General features: G+C 73.5%; 4 protein-coding genes and 1 pseudogene. All 5 read right to left on the reverse strand.

The window, feature by feature from the left end; all coding sequences use genetic code 11:
* Window positions 1-63: 63 nt before the first annotated feature.
* The gene (locus OG432_RS25105; protein ID WP_328313219.1) at window positions 64-891 is read right to left on the reverse strand and encodes a 4'-phosphopantetheinyl transferase family protein; all 828 of its coding nucleotides are present in this window, start codon (window positions 889-891) and stop codon (window positions 64-66) included.
* Window positions 892-1,009: 118 nt separating this feature from the next.
* Entirely contained in the window at window positions 1,010-1,843 is an 834-nt protein-coding gene (gene ddaH / locus OG432_RS25110; protein ID WP_328313220.1) for a dimethylargininase, read from the reverse strand.
* Window positions 1,844-1,973: 130 nt separating this feature from the next.
* Entirely contained in the window at window positions 1,974-2,543 is a 570-nt protein-coding gene (locus OG432_RS25115) for a GNAT family N-acetyltransferase (protein WP_328313221.1), read from the reverse strand.
* 6 nt (window positions 2,544-2,549) lie between these two features.
* Window positions 2,550-3,839 carry an MFS transporter gene (locus OG432_RS25120; RefSeq protein ID WP_328313222.1) on the reverse strand — a complete coding sequence of 430 codons (1,290 nt, stop codon included), beginning with the start codon at window positions 3,837-3,839 and terminating at the stop codon, window positions 2,550-2,552.
* Window positions 3,836-17,146: pseudogene (locus OG432_RS25125) on the reverse strand (amino acid adenylation domain-containing protein); the annotation flags it as partial. The gene OG432_RS25120 and the pseudogene OG432_RS25125, both read right to left, overlap by 4 nt.
* Between the last annotated feature and the right edge of the window lie 34 nt (window positions 17,147-17,180).

Consider the following 17,180-nt stretch of genomic DNA (forward strand, 5'->3'; position numbering starts at 1 on the left):
GCTGTTCCTCTCGGTGGTCGCTGCCGAAGGGCTGGATCGGTTCATGGAACCTGGCCGCGATGTTCAGCCGATATATTCCTGATCTCCGGCCCGATCTCCGGCCTGGCTCGACGGCCCGTGCGGCGGACCGGGAGCCGCGTAGGCGACGGCCGCGGCGTACCCCCGGGCCACGGTGAGATCCATCAGGGTCCACCTGGGGAGGCCGGCCGGGCCGGGGCCGGTGCCCACGTAGTCGACGTCGGGCGAAACGCCGAGCCCCGTGCCGATGCCCTTCAGATAGGCCTCCTTGCGGCACCAGCAGCGGCCGAAGGCGGCCCGCCGGTCCTCGGGCCCCGCGAGCAGCGCCAACTCGGCGGTCTCCCGCGGGTGCAGGGTGGTCGCGAGTTCGTCCGCGACCGCCGCGTCGGGCAGGCGCTCCACGTCCACACCGACCGGAGTCGGCCCGAACGCGAGGAGCACCTGGTCGCCGCTGTGGGAGAGCGAGAAGTGCAGCCCGGAACCGGGCACGGCGGGGCGGCCGTGGGGCTCCGCGCACAGCGGGCAGGGTTCGCGGTCCAGGACCACGTCGGCCGGATCGACGGCGAGATAGGAGCCGAGCAGCCGGCGCAGGGCCAGGTGTGCGGTGGCGTAACGGTTCCGGTCGGCGGGGGAGCGGAACTGGCTCCAGCGCCGGCGTTCGGCCGCGTCCAGGACCCGTTGGACGTCGGCCGTCGCCTCCTCCTGTTCGCCGACCGTCACCTGCCAGATGTCCAGCTCGTGCGGGCGGGGCAGGGCCAGGGGCGTGGGCGTGGGCACCGGTGTGGGCACGGGCGTGGGCAGAGGGGCGGCGGTGAGCACGCGGGGCCGCCGGCCGGAGGGGGCAAGGACGGTGTTCGGGAGAGTTGCGGGCATCGAGACCTCGGTGTTCGGTCGGCGCCGGGTGGGTTGGTGGAGGGGTGGGGCGGTGATGGGTGGGTCGGTGGAGGTCGCCGGTGGGAGTCGGCGGGAGCCGGCCCGCCGGCGCCGCGCGTCAGACGGCGGTCGTGCGGTGACGGATCTCCAAGGTGCAGCACTTGACGCTGCCACCTCCCTTGAGGAGTTCCGACAGGTCCAGGCCGATGGGCTCGAAGCCCCGCTCCCGCAGCTGGCGCGCCACACCCGTGGCGGCCTCCGGCAGGATGACGTGGTAGCCGTCGCTGACCGCGTTGAGGCCGAACACCTCCGCGTCGGCCTCGCTGACCCGGATCGCGTCGGGAAAGAGACGTTCGAGCACGGCACGGCTGCCCGGCGAGAAGGCCTCGGGGAAGTACATGATCTCGTCACCGTCGAGGACGGTGAGAGCGGTGTCGAGGTGGTAGAACCGCGGGTCCACGAGGTTCAGGCCGATCACCGGCCGGCCGAAGAACTCCTGCGCCTCCGCATGCCCCTCGGGCGCGCTGCGGAAGCCGGTCCCGGCCAGCAGCCAGCTGCGGGTGACCAGGAAGTCCCCCTCGCCCTCGTTGACATGGGCCGGGTCGTGGAGCTCGGCGAAGCCGTGCGTGCGGAACCAGTCGAGGTAGGCGGGCCCCTCGGCGGCGCGCTCGATGTTGCGGAACCGGACCCCGAGGACCTTGCCGTCCACCACGGTCGCGCCGTTGGCCGCGTACACCATGTCGGGGTAGCCGGGGAGCGGGTCGATCAGGTCGACGGTGTGGCCGAGCTCCTGGTGGAGGGCGAACAGCTGCTCCCACTGGGCGATGGCGAGATCGGTGTCCACCGGCTTGGCCGGGTCCATCCACGGGTTGATCGCGTAGGTGACCTCGAAGTGCGTCGGGCGGCACATGAGGTAGTGGCGGGTGCGGGCGGTGCGGGCGGGCTTGTTCATGGTGTTCCTCCGGAACGTTGTGGTTCGCAGGGGTGCGAAGGGGTGTCGAGCGAAGTGAAGTGAAGTGAAGTGAAGTGGGTTACGGATCAGGTGAGTTGACGGTGAGGTGACGGGACCGAAGGCGCTGAGGTCAGACGGTCAGAGCGAGGTACGCGTCGTCGAAGCCGGGGCCCAGCCGCTCGCCGTCGTCCCAGGGGGCGAGCTTCTGGAGGCAGACCTGGTCGTGCCAGCGGCCTCCGGCGTGCAGATGGCCGCGCGAGACGCCCACGGCCCGGAACCCGTGCTTGTCGAGGACGCGCCGGGACGCCGCGTTGTCGAGCCGGACGTACGCGTCGATCCGGTGCAGCCCGAGCTCGAAGAAGGCGATCTCCAGGAGCTGGCCGACGGCGCTGCTCGCGTACCCCCGGCCGCCGAACGCCCGCGGCACCCAGTAACCGACCGAGGCGCCCATCAGGTGGCCCAGCGCGATGTTGGTGAGGTTGATCCGGCCGACCGGTCGCCCGTCGAGCTCCATGATCCAGGGCAGCATCCGCCCGGCCGCGGATTCCCGCAGGGCCTCCGCGACGGACTCGTGCTGTCCCCGCGGGGTGAAGAACGCGTCGGGCTCGTCGGGTTCCCACTGCCGCAGGAACTCCCGGTCCCGGAGGTAGAGCTCGGCGAGGGGTTCGCTGTCCGCCGCCCGAAGTGGCCTGATGCGCATGGGGGTTCAGCTCTCCTTTCGGGCGGGGAAGTCCCGCAGGCGGCGGACCGGGCTCGCGAGCAGGACCAGGGCGGCGCCGAGGAGGACCGTGGACATGATCCAGATCGTGGTCCGGGTGCCCAGCGCGTCGCCGAGCGCGCCGCCCAGCAGGGCTCCGACGGGGATCGCCCCGTAACTGATGGTGGAGCTGCTGGCCCGGACCCGGCCGAGGAGTTCGGTCGGGCAGTAGGTCTGGTAGAAGCTGCCCGCGATGACGTTGCCCGCGATCACTCCGCACACCGCCACGCCCCAGGCCACCGCGCTCACCGCGATGGGCAACTGCCGTCCGCCGAGCGGCACGAGGAAGATGAAGGGGGCGACCACGAACATGCAGAGCAGCAGTCCGCGGGCGCTCCCGAAGCGGCGTGCGATCCGGCCCGCGACCGCCGCGCCGGCCAGACCGCCGGCGCTGACCACCGCGAACACGGTGCCGACGGAGCCGGGCGCCAGGCCGGCGTCCCGCAGCAGGAACACCGTCTGGACGGCCTGGATGCCGTTGAGGGCGAGGTTGCCCAGCATGGCGAAGCAGGCCAGCGCGCGCAGGTAGGGGTCGCCGAGCAGGAAGCGGAGGCCCTCGGCGATCTCGTGCCGCAGGGCGCGTCGTTGCGCCGGCGGCGGGGGTTCCTCCCGGACGTCGATCCGGCTGAGGCAGAACGCGGAGACCAGGTAGCTCAGGGCGTCCGCGAACAGTCCCGTGACCGCGCCGAGCAGCTGCGTGAGCAGTCCCGCCACACCGGGGCCCGCGACCTCCGCCGCGGCCTCGCCGCCCCGCAGTTTGGTGTTCGCCTCCATGATGTCGGCGGAGTCGACCACGGAGGGCAGCAGGGCGCCGTACGCGGTGCTGAAGAACACCTTGGCGACGCCGGACAGCAGGGCCACCGCCACCACGTGGACGACGGTGAGCCGTCCCGTCCAGGCGGCGACCGGCACGCTGGCGAACAGCACCATCAGGGCGAGGTCGCAGACCAGCATCACCTTGCGGCGCCGCCAGCGGTCCACCCAGGCGCCGGCCGGCAGGCCGATGAAAAGCCACGGTATCCAGGCGGCCGCCGTCAGCACGCCCATCAGGAGCGGGCTCGCGTGCAGCGACACCGCCGCCACCAGGGAGAGCGACACGTTGCCGATGGCGGTTCCCAGGCCGCTGACCGTCTCCCCCAGCCACAGCCGGCGGAAGTCGGCCGAGCCCCACAGGCCCCAGCGGCGCCGTGGCGGGCTGTGCGGCGCCGGCGGTTTCCCGGGCGCGTACGTCGTACTCATCGGGTCTCTCCCTGATCCGTCGTGGCCAGCCTCTTGGCGACCGCCTCCGCGATGGCGGCGATCGGGCCGGGCCGGGTCATCGCGCCGTGCGAGCAGGCGATGGTGTGGTGTTCGATCAGGCCGGTCACGTGGGGGCGCCAGGCACCCTCGTACGGCCAGTCGTCGGGCTTGTCGAGCGAGGCGCCGACGAACAGGGCATCGCCGTCGAAGACACCCGGGCGGTGCGCGTCCAGGAGCACGTGGTGCTCGGTGTAGATACGGGGCAGATCGGCGGCGGCCGGCCCGAGCATGGCTTCCAGTGCCGCCAGGCCCTCCTCGGCGTCCGCGCCGTCCTCGTAGCCCAGCGATGCCAGGAGCATGGCGACCGGGTCCTCCTCCACGAGCGGGCCGGGGGCGGCCGCGGGCTCCGCGGCCGGGGTCACCGGGTAGCCGTCGAGCAGCGTCAGGGAGGCGACCTGCTCCCCCTGCTCCTGGAGGAGCACGGCGACCGCGTGGGCGACCACGGCGCCGAACGACCAGCCGAGCAGGTGGTAGGGGCCGGCCGGCTGGACCGAGCGGATCCTTCGCAGGTACTCGGCCGCCATGGCGTCGATGCTGTCCGGAGTGCCGCCCCGCAGCCCCGGCGCCTGCAGGCCGTACACCGGCTGGTCCGCCGTCAGATGGCGCAGTAGTCCCGAGTAGACCCAGCTGATGCCGGCGGCCGGGTGCACACAGAAGAGCGGGGCTCGGGTGCCTCCGGTACGCAGCGGGAGCAGCACGTCGAAGGCGTCCCGCGCGCTGTGTTCGCCATCGAGGTGGTGGGCGAGGCCGGCGACGGTGGGGTGTTCGAAGAGGGTGCGGATGCCGAGGTCGGCGCCGAGCACGGCGCGGACGCGGCTCAACAGCCGGGTGGCGAGCAGGGAGTGGCCGCCGAGGTCGAAGAAGCCGTCGTCAATGGTGACGGAGGTGAGTCCGAGCACCTCGGCGAAGAGTTCGGTGAGGAGGGATTCGCGGGGCGTGTGGGGCGGGCGGCCGGTCCTGGCGCCGGTGAACTCGGGGGCGGGCAGGGCCTTGCGGTCGAGTTTTCCGTTGACGTTGAGGGGGAGCGCGTCGAGCACGGCCACGGCGGACGGCACCATGTAGTTGGGCAGGAGGCCCGCGGCGTACGCGCGTACGTCGGCCGCCTGGGCGGTGCCGGTGAGGTAGGCGGCGAGGCGGTCCTGGTGGGCGACGACGACCGCCTGGGTGACGCCGGGGTGCTGGGTGAGGACGGCTTCGACCTCGCCGAGTTCGATGCGGAAGCCGCGGATCTTGACCTGGTGGTCGGTGCGGCCGAGGTATTCGAGGTCGCCGTCGCGGGTGCGGCGGGCGAGGTCGCCGGTGCGGTACATGCGCTCACCCGGCGCGAAGGGGTCGGCGACGAAACGTTCCGCGGTGAGGGCGGGGCGGCCGAGGTAGCCGCGGGCCAGACCCGCGCCGGAGATGTAGAGCTCGCCCGCGACGCCGGGCGGGACCATGCGCAGGCCCGCGTCCAGCACGTACACCCGGGTGTTGGCCACCGGCCGCCCGATCAGGGGCTTGGCGGTGTCCGGGCCGAGGGTGGCGGCCGTCGACCACACGGTGGTCTCCGTCGGTCCGTACAGGTTGGTGACCTCGGGCGAAAGGGAGCGCATCGCGTCGGCGAGGGCGGGCGGCAGTGCCTCGCCGCCGACCAGCAGCCGCAGGCCGCGGACCGCGTCCGCGTGCTCGGCGAGCAGGGCCTGCCACAGGCTGGGGGTGGCCTGGACCACGGTGGTCCTCGAACGTTCGATCAGGGCGGCGAGCGCGCCCGGATCGCGCACGGTGTCGTCGTCCGCGACGACCACCGCCGCACCGGCGATCAGCGGCAGGTACATCTCCAGGGCGGAGATGTCGAAGGCGAGCGTGGTCAGTGCGAGGACCCGGTCCTCGGCGTCCAGCGGGAAGCGGTCGGCCATCGTGGCAAGGAAGTTGACCAGACCGCCGTGCGTGACGACGACGCCCTTGGGCTTGCCCGTCGAGCCGGAAGTGAAGATCGCGTACGCGGCGTGGTCGTGCGTGACCGGGGCCGGCTGCCAGGCCGGGCCTTCGGCGTCCGCGCCGCCGTCGTACCCGTCCCGTCCCGCTCGGGGTTCCTGATCGGTGCGGATCACCGGCAGGCCCGGGACATTCAGGGTCACCGCGCCGTCGGTGAGCAGCAGGGCCGGGGCGGCCTCGGCGAGGATCGCCTCCACGCGCTGCGCCGGCTGGCGCGGGTCGAGCGGTACGTACGCCGCTCCCGTCCGCTGCACCGCGAGGGCGGCGACGCAGAAGTCGGCCGACCGGGGCAGGGCGATGGCGACGAGCCGTTCCGGGGCGGCGCCGGCCGCGGCGAGGCGGCGGGCGAGCCGGTCGGCGCGCGCGTCCAACTGGGCGTAGCTGACGACCGTTTCGCCGTCGATGACCGCGGGCGCGTCCGGGGTGCGGGCGGCCTGCGCGCCGATCAGATCGGCGACGGTGCCCGCCACCAGCGGCCGGGCGGTGTCATTGCCCCGCACGAGCGCCGCGAGGTCGCCGTCCGCCAGCAGGTCGAGCGAGCCGACGGGCAGGTCCGGGTACGCCACCACCTGGTGCAGCAGACGCCCGAGCGCGGCCAGCAGCTCCTCGGCGGTCTCGCGGTCGAACAGGTCGCTCGCGTATTCGAGGGCGCCGTCGAGCCCGGCCGGTGCTCCGTCGGGGTCGTGCCGCTCGGCCAGGCCGAGGAGGAGGTCGAACTTGGCCGAGCCGGACTCCTCGACGGGCTCGGGTCGCACCGTCGCACCGGGGAAGTCGAGGTCGGCCTCGGCGGTGTTGTTCAACGACAGCATCACCTGGAAGAGGGGGTGGCGGGCCATGGAGCGGACCGGGTTGAGTTCTTCGACGAGGCGTTCGAAGGGCACGTCCTGGTGGGCGTAGGCGGCGAGGCTGGTGGTGCGGACGCGGGCCAGGAGGTCCGCGAAGCTGGGCCGGCCCGACAGGTCGACGCGGGCCACCAGCGTGTTGGCGAAGAGCCCGACGAGGTCGGTGAGCGCTTCCTCGGTGCGGCCCGCCACCGGTGATCCGACCGGAATGTCGTCCCCGGCGCCGTAGCGGCCGAGCAGTGCGGCGAACGCGGCCTGGAACAGCATGAACGGCGTGACGTGGTGCTCGCGCGCCAGCTCGGTCAGCCGCGCGTGCACCTCCGGGCCGAACTCCCTGCGCACCACGTCACCGCGGTAGCTGGCCTCGGCCGGCCGGGGCCGGTCGGTGGGGAGGGACAGTTCGTCGGGCAGGTCCGCCAACTGGTCTTTCCAATAGGTGAGTTGGTCGCCCAACGGAGTCTCCCGGGTGTCGCCCGCACCGAGCAGTTCGTGCTGCCACAGGGTGTAGTCGGCGTACTGGAGGGGGAGGGCGTCCCAGGTGGGGGCGGTGTCGGTGAGACGGGCTTCGTAGGCGGTGGCGAGGTCGGTGAACAGGGGGCGCAGGGACCAGCCGTCGCCGGCGATGTGGTGCAGGACGAGAACGAGGACGTGCTCGTCGGGTCCTTCGGCGATGAGGTAGGCGTGCAGGGGGACGTCGGTCGCGAGGTGGAAGAGGTGACGGGTGACGTCGGCGGCGGGCCGGTCGGTGAGGGTGAGCAGGGGCGCGGGCGGGGTGTCGAGGACGAGCTGGTGGGGGATGCCCTCGACGCTGGGGAAGACGGTGCGCAGCGATTCGTGGCGGGCCACCACGTCACCGAGGGCGGCCTCCAGCGCGCCGGTGTCGAGGGGACCGTGGAGACGGACGGCGAACGGCACGTTGTAGGTGGCGCTCGGGCCCTCGACCTGGTCGATGAACCAGAGCCGCTGCTGGGCGAAGGAGAGGGGAAGGCGGTCGGGGCGGGCCGCCGGGCGCAGTGCGGGGCGGGGAATGGAGGCGGTGAGCCGGTCGGTGAGCCGGGCGACGGTGGGGGCCTGGAAGAGATCGGCGACGGAGAGTTCGGCGCCCAGGACCGAACGGATGCGGGTGATGAGCCGGGTGGCGAGCAGGGAGTGGCCGCCCAGGGCGAAGAAGTCGTCGTCGATCCCCACCGCGTCCACGCCCAGGACCGAGGCGAACAGGCCGCACAGCACCTGCTCCCGCGGCGTACGGGGCTCGCGTCCCGGCAGCTCCGTCCCACGGGCCGGCTCGGGCAGCCGCTTGCGGTCCACCTTGCCGCTGGTGTTCAGGGGCAGGGCGTCCAGGACCACGATCGCCGCGGGGACCATGTGCGGAGGCAGGGACCGCACGGCGTGCTGTCGGAGTCCTTCGGCGAGGGCCGGCCGGTCGCCCTGCGGGGTGCAGTAGGCCACCAGGCGCTTGTCGCCGTCGTCCTCGCGGACCACGACCACGACCTGCCCGACCCCTTCGCACCCCATCAACTCGGCCTCGATCTCGCCCAGTTCGATGCGGAACCCGCGGATCTTGACCTGGTCGTCGCCGCGGCCCCGGAACTCCAGGGTGCCGTCGGCGCGCCACCGCACCAGGTCGCCGGTGCGGTACATCCGCTCGCCCGCGAGGAACGGGCAGGCCACGAACCGCTCGCCGGTCAGGGCGGGCCGGCCCAGGTAGCCGCGGGCGAGCCCGGCGCCCGCGACGTACAGCTCACCGGGCACGCCGACCGCGACCGGCTCCAGGCGGTCGTCGAGCGCGTACACCCGGGTGTTGTCGAGCGGGCCGCCGATCGGCACGCGCCCGGTCGCCAGGTCGGAGACGGCGACGGGGTGCGCGGTGGCGGCCGTGGTGATCTCGGTGGGGCCGTACAGGTTCTGGACCAGCAGGCCCGGCACGCGCTCAAGGACGCGCCGCATCGTGGTCGCCGACGCCGCGTCGCCGCCGGTGGCGACCACGCGCAGGCCGGCGAAGGTCTCCGGGGCCTCCTCCGCGACCAGGTCGAACAGCCCCTTGGTGAGGAAAAGCGAGGACACCCCGAACTCCTCCACGGCCGCGCGCAGACGGACGGGATCGAGGGCGCCCGCGGGGGCCACCACGACGGTGCCGCCCGAGAGCAGCGGCACCCACAGCTCGTAGGTCGCCGCGTCGAACGCGTGCGGCGAGTGCAGCAGCATCCGGTCGGGGGCGTCGGTCGTGAACCGGTGGTCGGTGGCGAAGGCGACGACGTCCCGGTGCGTGATGGCCACACCCTTGGGCAGGCCCGTCGAGCCCGAGGTGTACATCGCGTAGGCCAGCTGGTCCGGGTGGACGTCCACCGGAGCGAAGCCCACGGGGGCAGCCTCCCGGTCGCCGTCGGAGTCCGGACGGACGACCGGGAGGTCCACGTCGAAGCCCAGCTCGTCGCGGTCGCTCACCAGGACGGCGGCGCGGGTCTCGGCCAGGATCCGGGCGAGCCGCTCCGGCGGCAGCGTGGTGTGCAGCGGCACGTACACGCCGCCCGCCTTCAGGACGGCGAGGGTGGCGACGACGACGTCCGCCGAACGCTCCATCAGCAGCGCCACCGGAGTCTCGCGGTCGACGCCGAGCCCCGCGAGGCGGACCGCCATCCGGTCGGTCGCCTCGTCCAACTCGCGGTAGGTGTACGTGACGTCGTCGGCCGCGACGGCCACGGCGTCCGGCGTGCGGGCCGCCTGAGCCGCGAACGCGGCGGTCAGGGTCGGCTCGGTGACCGCGGGGCGCGCGGTGTCGTTGCGCTCGACGAGCAGCAGCCGGCGTTCCTCGTCCCCGAGGACGTCGAGCGTGCCGACGGGGGCGTCGGGCGCGGCGGCCGCCGCCGCGAGCAGCCGGACCAGGCTCCCCGCGATCCGCTCCGCCGTCGCCGTGTCGAACAGGTCGGTGGCGAAGTCCAGGGCGCCGTCGATGCCGGCCGGGTTGCCGTCGCCGTCGTAGGACTCCTCCATGATGGCGTTGAGGTCGAACTTGGCGGCAATGGCCCCGGTGGACTCCGCGGCGGTGTCGAGACCGGGCAGCTCCCACGCGGCCCGCTCGTTGTTCTGCAGGACGAGCATGATCTGGAACAGCGGGTGGCGCGCTGTCGAGCGGACCGGGTTCAGCTCCTCGACGAGACGCTCGAACGGCAGGTCCTGGTGGGCGTAGGCGGCCAGGTCGGTCTCGCGGACACGGGCCAGGAGCTCCCCGAAGGTGGGGTCGCCCGAGGTGTCGGTGCGCAGCACCAGGGTGTTGACGAAGAACCCGACGAGGTCGTCGAGGGCCTCGTGCGAGCGGCCCGCGACGGCCGTCCCGATCGGCACGTCGGTGCCGCCGCCCAGGCGCGAGACCAGGGCCGCGAGGCCGGCCTGCAGCACCATGAACAGGGTGACCCGGTGCGTCCGCGCCAACGCCCGCAGCCGCGCGTGGAGCTCGGCGTCGAGCGTCACGGTGACGCGCCCGGCCCGGTGGCTCGGCACGGTTGGCCGCACCCGGTCCGCGGTCAGTGCCAGCTCCTCCGGAAGGCCCGTCAAGGTCTGGCTCCAATATGCGAGTTGACGGGATATCAGGCTGTCGGCCCGCTCCTCGTCGCCCAGCACCGCGCGCTGCCACAGCGCGTAGTCGGCGTATTGGACCGGCAGCGGCTCCCAGCCGGGGGCCTCGCCCGCGCACCGGGCGGTGTAGGCGGTGGTCAGGTCGCGGATCAGCGGGCCGGTCGACCAGCCGTCGTCCGCGATGTGGTGCAGGACGAGGAGCAGCAGATGCTCGCGCGGCGCGATGCGCAGCAGCGCGGCCCGCGCCGGGATGTCCGTGGCCAGGTCGAAGGGGCGCCGCGCGAAGGCTTCCGCCACCGCGGGGGCCTCGTCCTCGGCGCACTCGACGACGTCGAGGACGAAGCCGGCCCGCTCGGCGGGCAGGACGTGCTGGCACGGCAGGCCGCCGGTCTCGGTCACGACGGTGCGCAGGCTCTCGTGGCGGCCGACGACATCGGCGAGCGCCGCGTTCAGGGCCGCGTCGTCGAGGGCGCCGCGCAGCCGCAGCGCGACGGGCACGTTGTAGCGGGCGCTCGGGCCCTCCATCCGGTCGATCAGCCACAGGCGCTGCTGCGCGAAGGACAGCGGGACGGCCTCGGGGCGGGGCCCGGCGACGAGCGCGGGACGGGCCGCGGCGTCACTGTCGAGGTGGTCGCCGAGGCCGGCGACGGTGGGGTGTTCGAAGAGGGTGCGGATGCCGAGGTCGGCGCCGAGCACGGTACGGACGCGGCTCAACAGCCGGGTCGCGAGCAGGGAGTGGCCGCCGAGGTCGAAGAAACTGTCGTCGATGGAGAGGGCCGTCAGGCCGAGCACCTCGGCGAAGAGTTCGCACAGAATGTTCTCGCGGGGTGTGCGGGGGGCGCGGCCTTCGCTGGTGCCGGTGAATTCCGGGGCCGGGAGGGCCTTGCGGTCGAGCTTGCCGTTGACGTTCAGGGGGAGCGCGTCGAGCACGGCCACGGCGGACGGCACCATGTAGTTGGGCAGGAGGCCCGCGGCGTACGCGCGTACGTCGGCCGCCTGGGCGGTGCCGGTGATGTAGGCGGCGAGCCGGCCCTGGTCGGCGATGACGACCGCCTGGGACACGTGCGGATGCTGGGTGAGGACGGTCTCGATCTCGCCGAGTTCGATGCGGAAGCCGCGGATCTTGACCTGGTGGTCGGTGCGGCCGAGGTATTCGAGGTCGCCGTCGCGGGTGCGGCGGGCGAGGTCGCCGGTGCGGTACATGCGCTCGCCGGGGGTGAAGGGGTCGGCGACGAAGCGTTCCGCGGTGAGGGCGGGGCGGCCGAGGTAGCCGCGGGCCATGCCGGCGCCGGAGATGTAGAGCTCGCCCGCGACGCCGGGCGGGACCACGCGCAGGCCCGCGTCCAGCACGTACACCCGGGTGTTGGCCACCGGCCGCCCGATCAGCGGCTCTTCGTGCTCGGCGAGACGGGCGTGCAGCGCGTCGACGGAGTACTCGGTCGGACCGTACAGGTTGTGCCCGGTGACGCCGGGCGTCTCGCGCAGCGCGCTCCACAGGGCCTGCCCCGCTGCCTCGCCGCCGATCAGGAGGACCGGCAGGCGCCGCTGCTCCAACAACCCTTCCTCCAGGAGCTGTTCGGCGTAGGTGGGAGTGACGTCCATGACGTCGACGCGGGCCTCGGCCGCGTAGCGCACCACCGCTCGGGCGTCGCGGCGCTGGTCGTCGTCCAGCAGATGCAGTTCGTGTCCCGCCACCATCCACAGGAGGCCTTCCCAGGATGTGTCGAAGGACAGCGAGGCGGTCAGCGCCGCGCGGAACCGGCGCCCCGGGTGGGCGCGTTCGGCCTCGGCGATGGTGCGGGAGCGATGGAAGGCGTACAGGTTGGCCACGCCGCGGTGCTCGATCACGACGCCCTTGGGGCGACCCGTGGAGCCCGACGTGTAGATCACATAGGCGGCGTTGCGCGCACCCGGGCGGCGCCCGGGGTCGGTGTCGGGCACGGCCGGTCCCGTCTCGTCCAGGCTCACCAGGCCGATGCCGTCCAGGACGTGCGGGACGGGCCAGCGCTCGTGCGTGACGGCGAGGAACGGCGCCGCGTCGTCGAGCATCTGGGTGAGGCGGTCGGCGGGGTAGTCCGCGTCCAGCGGCAGGTAGGCGCCGCCGGCCTTGAGGACCGCGAGGATGGCGGTCACCGATTCGGCGCAGCGGGTGAGCGCGAGGGCGACGATCCGCTCCGGGCCGACGCCCGCGGCGACGAGCCGGTGGGCGAGCCGGTTGGCCCGCTCGTTCAGCTCCCGGTAGGTCAGCGCGGTACCCGCGCTGACCAGGGCGACGGCCTGCGGGGTCCGGGCGGCCTGGGCCTCGAACAGTTCGTGCAACAGCCGCTGGTCGAGGGCGAGTTCGGTGTCGTTCCAGCGGGCCAGCGCTTCGAGGTCGCCGTCCGGCACAAGGTCCAGGTCGTCCAGCGGGCGGGCGGGCTGCGCCGCGGCCCCGCGCAGCAGCGCCACGAGACCGGCCGCCAGACGCTCGGCGCTCTCCCGGTCGAACAGGTCGCTCGCGTACTCAAGAGCGCCGTCGAGCCCCGCCGGGGCGCCGTCGGCCGCCGCCCGCTCGGCCAGGTTCAGGGTCAGGTCGAACTGGGAGGAGGCGGTGTCGAGCGGCTCGTCCTCCACGCGGACCCCGGGGAAGCGCAGACCGCCCTCGCCGGTGTTGTTGAAGGCCAGCATCACCTGGAAGAGGGGGTGGCGGGCCATGGAGCGGACCGGGTTGAGTTCTTCGACGAGGCGTTCGAAGGGCACGTCCTGGTGGGCGTAGGCGGCGAGGCTGGTGGTGCGGACGCGGGCCAGGAGGTCCGCGAAGCTCGGCCGGCCCGACAGGTCGACGCGCAGCACCAGGGTGTTTGTGAAGAAGCCGACCAGATCGGTGAGGGCCTCCTCGGTGCGGCCCGCCACGGGCGTGCCCAGCGGCACGTCATCGCCCGCGCCGTAGCGGCCGAGCAGTGCGGCGAACGCGGCCTGGAACAGCATGAACGGCGTGACGTGGTGCTCGCGGGCCAGCTCGGTCAGGCGCGCGTGGAGCGCGGAGTCCAGCGCCAGGGGAACGACGCCGCCGCGATAGCTGGGTTCGGCGGGACGGGGCCGGTCGGCGGGCAGCGACAGCTCGTCGGGAAGGTCGGCCAACTGGCGCTTCCAGTAGGCGAGTTGAGTGCCGATGGGGCTGTGCTCGGTGTCGCCCGCACCGAGCAGTTCGTGCTGCCACAGGGTGTAGTCGGCGTACTGGAGGGGGAGGGCGTCCCAGGTGGGGGCGGTGTCGGTGAGACGGGCTTCGTAGGCGGTGGCGAGGTCGGTGAACAGGGGGCGCAGGGACCAGCCGTCGCCGGCGATGTGGTGCAGGACGAGAACGAGGACGTGCTCGTCGGGTCCTTCGGCGATGAGGTAGGCGTGCAGGGGGACGTCGGTCGCGAGGTGGAAGAGGTGGCCGCCGGCCTCGGCGGCGGGCCGGTCGGTGAGGGTGAGCAGGGGCGCGGGCGGGGTGTCGAGGACGAGCTGGTGGGGGACGCCGTCGAGGGCGGGGAAGACGGTGCGCAGCGATTCGTGGCGGGCCACCACGTCACCGAGGGCGGCCTCCAGCGCGCCGGTGTCGAGGGGACCGTGGAGACGGACGGCGAACGGCACGTTGTAGGTGGCGCTCGGGCCCTCGACCTGGTCGATGAACCAGAGCCGCTGCTGGGCGAAGGAGAGGGGAAGGCGGTCGGGGCGGGCCGAAGGACGCAGTGCGGGGCGGGTGGTGGAATCCGTCAGGCGGTCGATGAGCCGGGCCACCGTGGGTGCCTGGAAGAAGTCGGCGACGGAGAGTTCGGCGCCCAGGACCGAACGGATGCGGGTGATGAGCCGGGTGGCGAGCAGGGAGTGGCCGCCCAGGGCGAAGAAGTCGTCGTCGATCCCCACCGCGTCCACGCCCAGGACCGAGGCGAACAGGCCGCACAGCACCTGCTCCCGCTCGGTGCGCGCGGCACGGCCCGGCCCGCCGCCCGTGAAGTCCGGTGCGGGCAGGGCCTTGCGGTCGACCTTGTCGTTGGCGTTGCGCGGCAGGGCGTCGAGGACCACGACGTGCGGAACCATGTAGCCGGGCAGGCTGTCGACGGCATGCCGGCGCACATCGGCCGCGAGGTCCCCCTGCGCGCCCTGCGGGGTGCAGTAGGCCACCAGGCGCTTGTCGCCGTCGTCCTCGCGGACCACGACCACGACCTGGCCTACGCCCTCGTGCCGCCCGAGGGCGGCCTCGATCTCGCCGAGTTCGATGCGGAAGCCGCGGATCTTGACCTGGTCGTCGCCGCGGCCCAGGTATTCCAGGGTGCCGTCGGCGCGCCACCGCACCAGGTCGCCGGTGCGGTACATCCGTTCGCCCGCGAGGAACGGGCAGGCCACGAACCGCTCGCCGGTCAGGGCCGGCCGGCCCAGGTAGCCGCGGGCCAGGCCCGCGCCGCTGACGTACAGCTCACCCGGAACGCCCGTGGGGACCGGCTGGAGCCGCTCGTCCAGGACATAGGCCCCCATGTTGTCCAGGGGGGCGCCGATCGGCACCCGGGCGCCGGCCGCGTCCTGCGCGGTGACCAGGTGGAAGGCGGCGAACGTCGTCGTCTCGGTAGGGCCGTAGCCATTGCCGAGGACGAGACCGGGGCAGGCGTCGAGCACCCGCCGCATCGCCGTCGCCGACGCCGCGTCGCCGCCGGTGGTCACCGCGCGCAGCCCGGCGAAGGTCTCCGGGCTCTCCTCGGCGACCAGATCGAAAAGACCCTTGGTCAGCCAGAGCGCCGTGACCCGGTGGCGCGCGATCACCGTCCGCAGCCGGGCCGGGTCGAGCGCGCCCGGCGGCGCGACGACGACGGTCCCGCCGGACAGCAGTGGCGCCCACAGCTCGTAGGTCGACGCGTCGAACGCGTGCGGCGAGTGCAGCAGGATCCGCTCGTGACCGCCGCCCTCCCACCGGTGGTCCGTCGCGAGGGCCACCACGTCACGGTGCCGGACGGCCACGCCCTTGGGCAGGCCCGTCGAACCCGAGGTGTACATCACGTACGCGAGCTGTTCCGGGTGGACCCGCGGCAGCTCCGGGGCCGGGTCGGGGCACCCGCCGGCCACCGGGGTCCCGTCGGGGCGGACCACGCGGGCCGCCGGCTCGAAGCCGAGGTCGGTCCGGTCGGTGAGCAGGGCCACCGCTCCGGTCTCGGCCAGCACCCAGGCCAGCCGCTCCGGAGGCAGGGCGGCGTGCAGCGGTACGTAGACCCCGCCCGCCCGCACAATGGCCAGCGTGGCCACGACCACGTCCACCGAGCGCTCCAGGAGCATGGCCACCGGCGACTCGGCGCGCACGCCCAGCGCGGCCAGCCGCAGCGCCAGGCGGTCCACCCGGTCGGCCAGTTCGGCGTAGCCGAGGCGCACGCCGTCCGCGACCACCGCCGCCGCGTCCGGTGTCCGGGCCGCCTGCGCGGCGAACGCCGCCGGCAGCGACGCCTCGGGCAGTTCCGCCCGCGCGGTGTCGTTCCAGCCGGCCAGGATCCGCTCCCGCTCCTCGGGCCCGATCAGGACGGCGTCCCCGATCCGCGCCTGCGGGCGGGCAGCCACCGCGTCGAGGAGCCGCACCAGCGAGGCGGCCAGCCGCTCCACGGTCGCCCGGTCGAACAGGTCGGCCGCGTACTCGACGGCGCCGGTGAGACCACCGGGCGTGCCGTCGGCCCCGAAGCACTCCGTCATGCCGATGTTGAGGTCGAACTTGGCGACCCGCAGGCCGAGCGGCTCGGGCTCGCAGCGCAGGCCGGCCAGGCCGAAGTCGGCCCGTTCGTTGTTCTGCAGGACGAACATCACCTGGAACAAGGGGTGGCGGGCCGGCGAGCGGAGCGGGTTGAGCTCCTCGACGAGGCGCTCGAAGGGCACGTCCTCGTGGGCGTGGGCCTGCAACTGGGTCTCGCGGACCCGGCCGAGGAGCTCGCCGAAGGTCGGGTCGCCCGAGGTGTCGGTGCGCAGCACCAGGGTGTTGACGAAGAACCCGACCAGGTCGTCGAGGGCCTCGTCGGTGCGGCCCGTCACCACCGAGCCGACGGGGACGTCCGTGCCCGCGCCGAAACGGGTCAGCAGCGCGGCGAGACCCGCCTGCAGCACCATGAACAGGGTGACCCGGTGGGCGCGCGCCAACGCGGCGAGCCGCCCGTGCAGTGCGGCGTCGATCCGGAACTCGAACCCGTCCGCGCGGGCGCTCGGCACTGGCGGTCTGGCGCGGTCGAAAGGCAGCGCCAGCTCTTCGGGGGCTCCGGCCAGCCGCTCCCGCCAGTAGTCGAGTTGCCGCGAGAGGAGGCTCTGCGGGTCGCTGTCCTCGCCGAGGACCTGGCGCTGCCACAGCGCGTAGTCGGCGTACCGCACCGGCAGCGGCTCCCAGGCGGGGGCACCGCCCGCGCACCGGGCGGTGTAGGCGGTGGCCAGGTCGCGCAGGAACGGGCCCTGGGACCAGCCGTCGCCGGCGATGTGGTGGAGCACCACGAGCAGCACGTGTTCCTCGGGGCCGAGCGCGAACACCGTGACCCGCAGGGGCAGTTCGGCGCCGAGGTCGAAGGCCCACGCCGCCGCCGCGTCGCGCAGCGCCGGGTAGACCTGCGGGTCCGCCGAGCAGTCGACGACGTCGAAGGCGAGATCCGTGACGGCGGTGTCGGCCGGCACCACCCGCTGCACGGGGACGCCCGCGACGGCCGGGAAGACCGTGCGCAGCGTCTCGTGCCGGGTGACGACGTCCGCGGTCGCCGCCCGCAGGGCATCCCGGTCCAGTGCGCCGCGCAGACGCAGGGCGAACGGCAGGTTGTAGAGGGGGCCGGGCCCCTCGATCTGGTCGATCAGCCACAGGCGCTGCTGCGCAAACGAAACCGGGATCACGGATTTTGTCCTTACGTCACTATGCGGGGAGGAG

This window comes from Streptomyces sp. NBC_00442 (assembly GCF_036014195.1).
Lineage (GTDB): Bacteria > Actinomycetota > Actinomycetes > Streptomycetales > Streptomycetaceae > Streptomyces.

Coding starts and splice junctions, on each gene's coding strand:
- OG432_RS25105 (WP_328313219.1), bottom strand. CDS start 891: ATGCCCGCAACTCTCCCGAACACCGTCCTTGCCCCCTCCGGCCGGCGG.
- ddaH (WP_328313220.1), bottom strand. CDS start 1,843: ATGAACAAGCCCGCCCGCACCGCCCGCACCCGCCACTACCTCATGTGC.
- OG432_RS25115 (WP_328313221.1), bottom strand. CDS start 2,543: ATGCGCATCAGGCCACTTCGGGCGGCGGACAGCGAACCCCTCGCCGAG.
- OG432_RS25120 (WP_328313222.1), bottom strand. CDS start 3,839: ATGAGTACGACGTACGCGCCCGGGAAACCGCCGGCGCCGCACAGCCCG.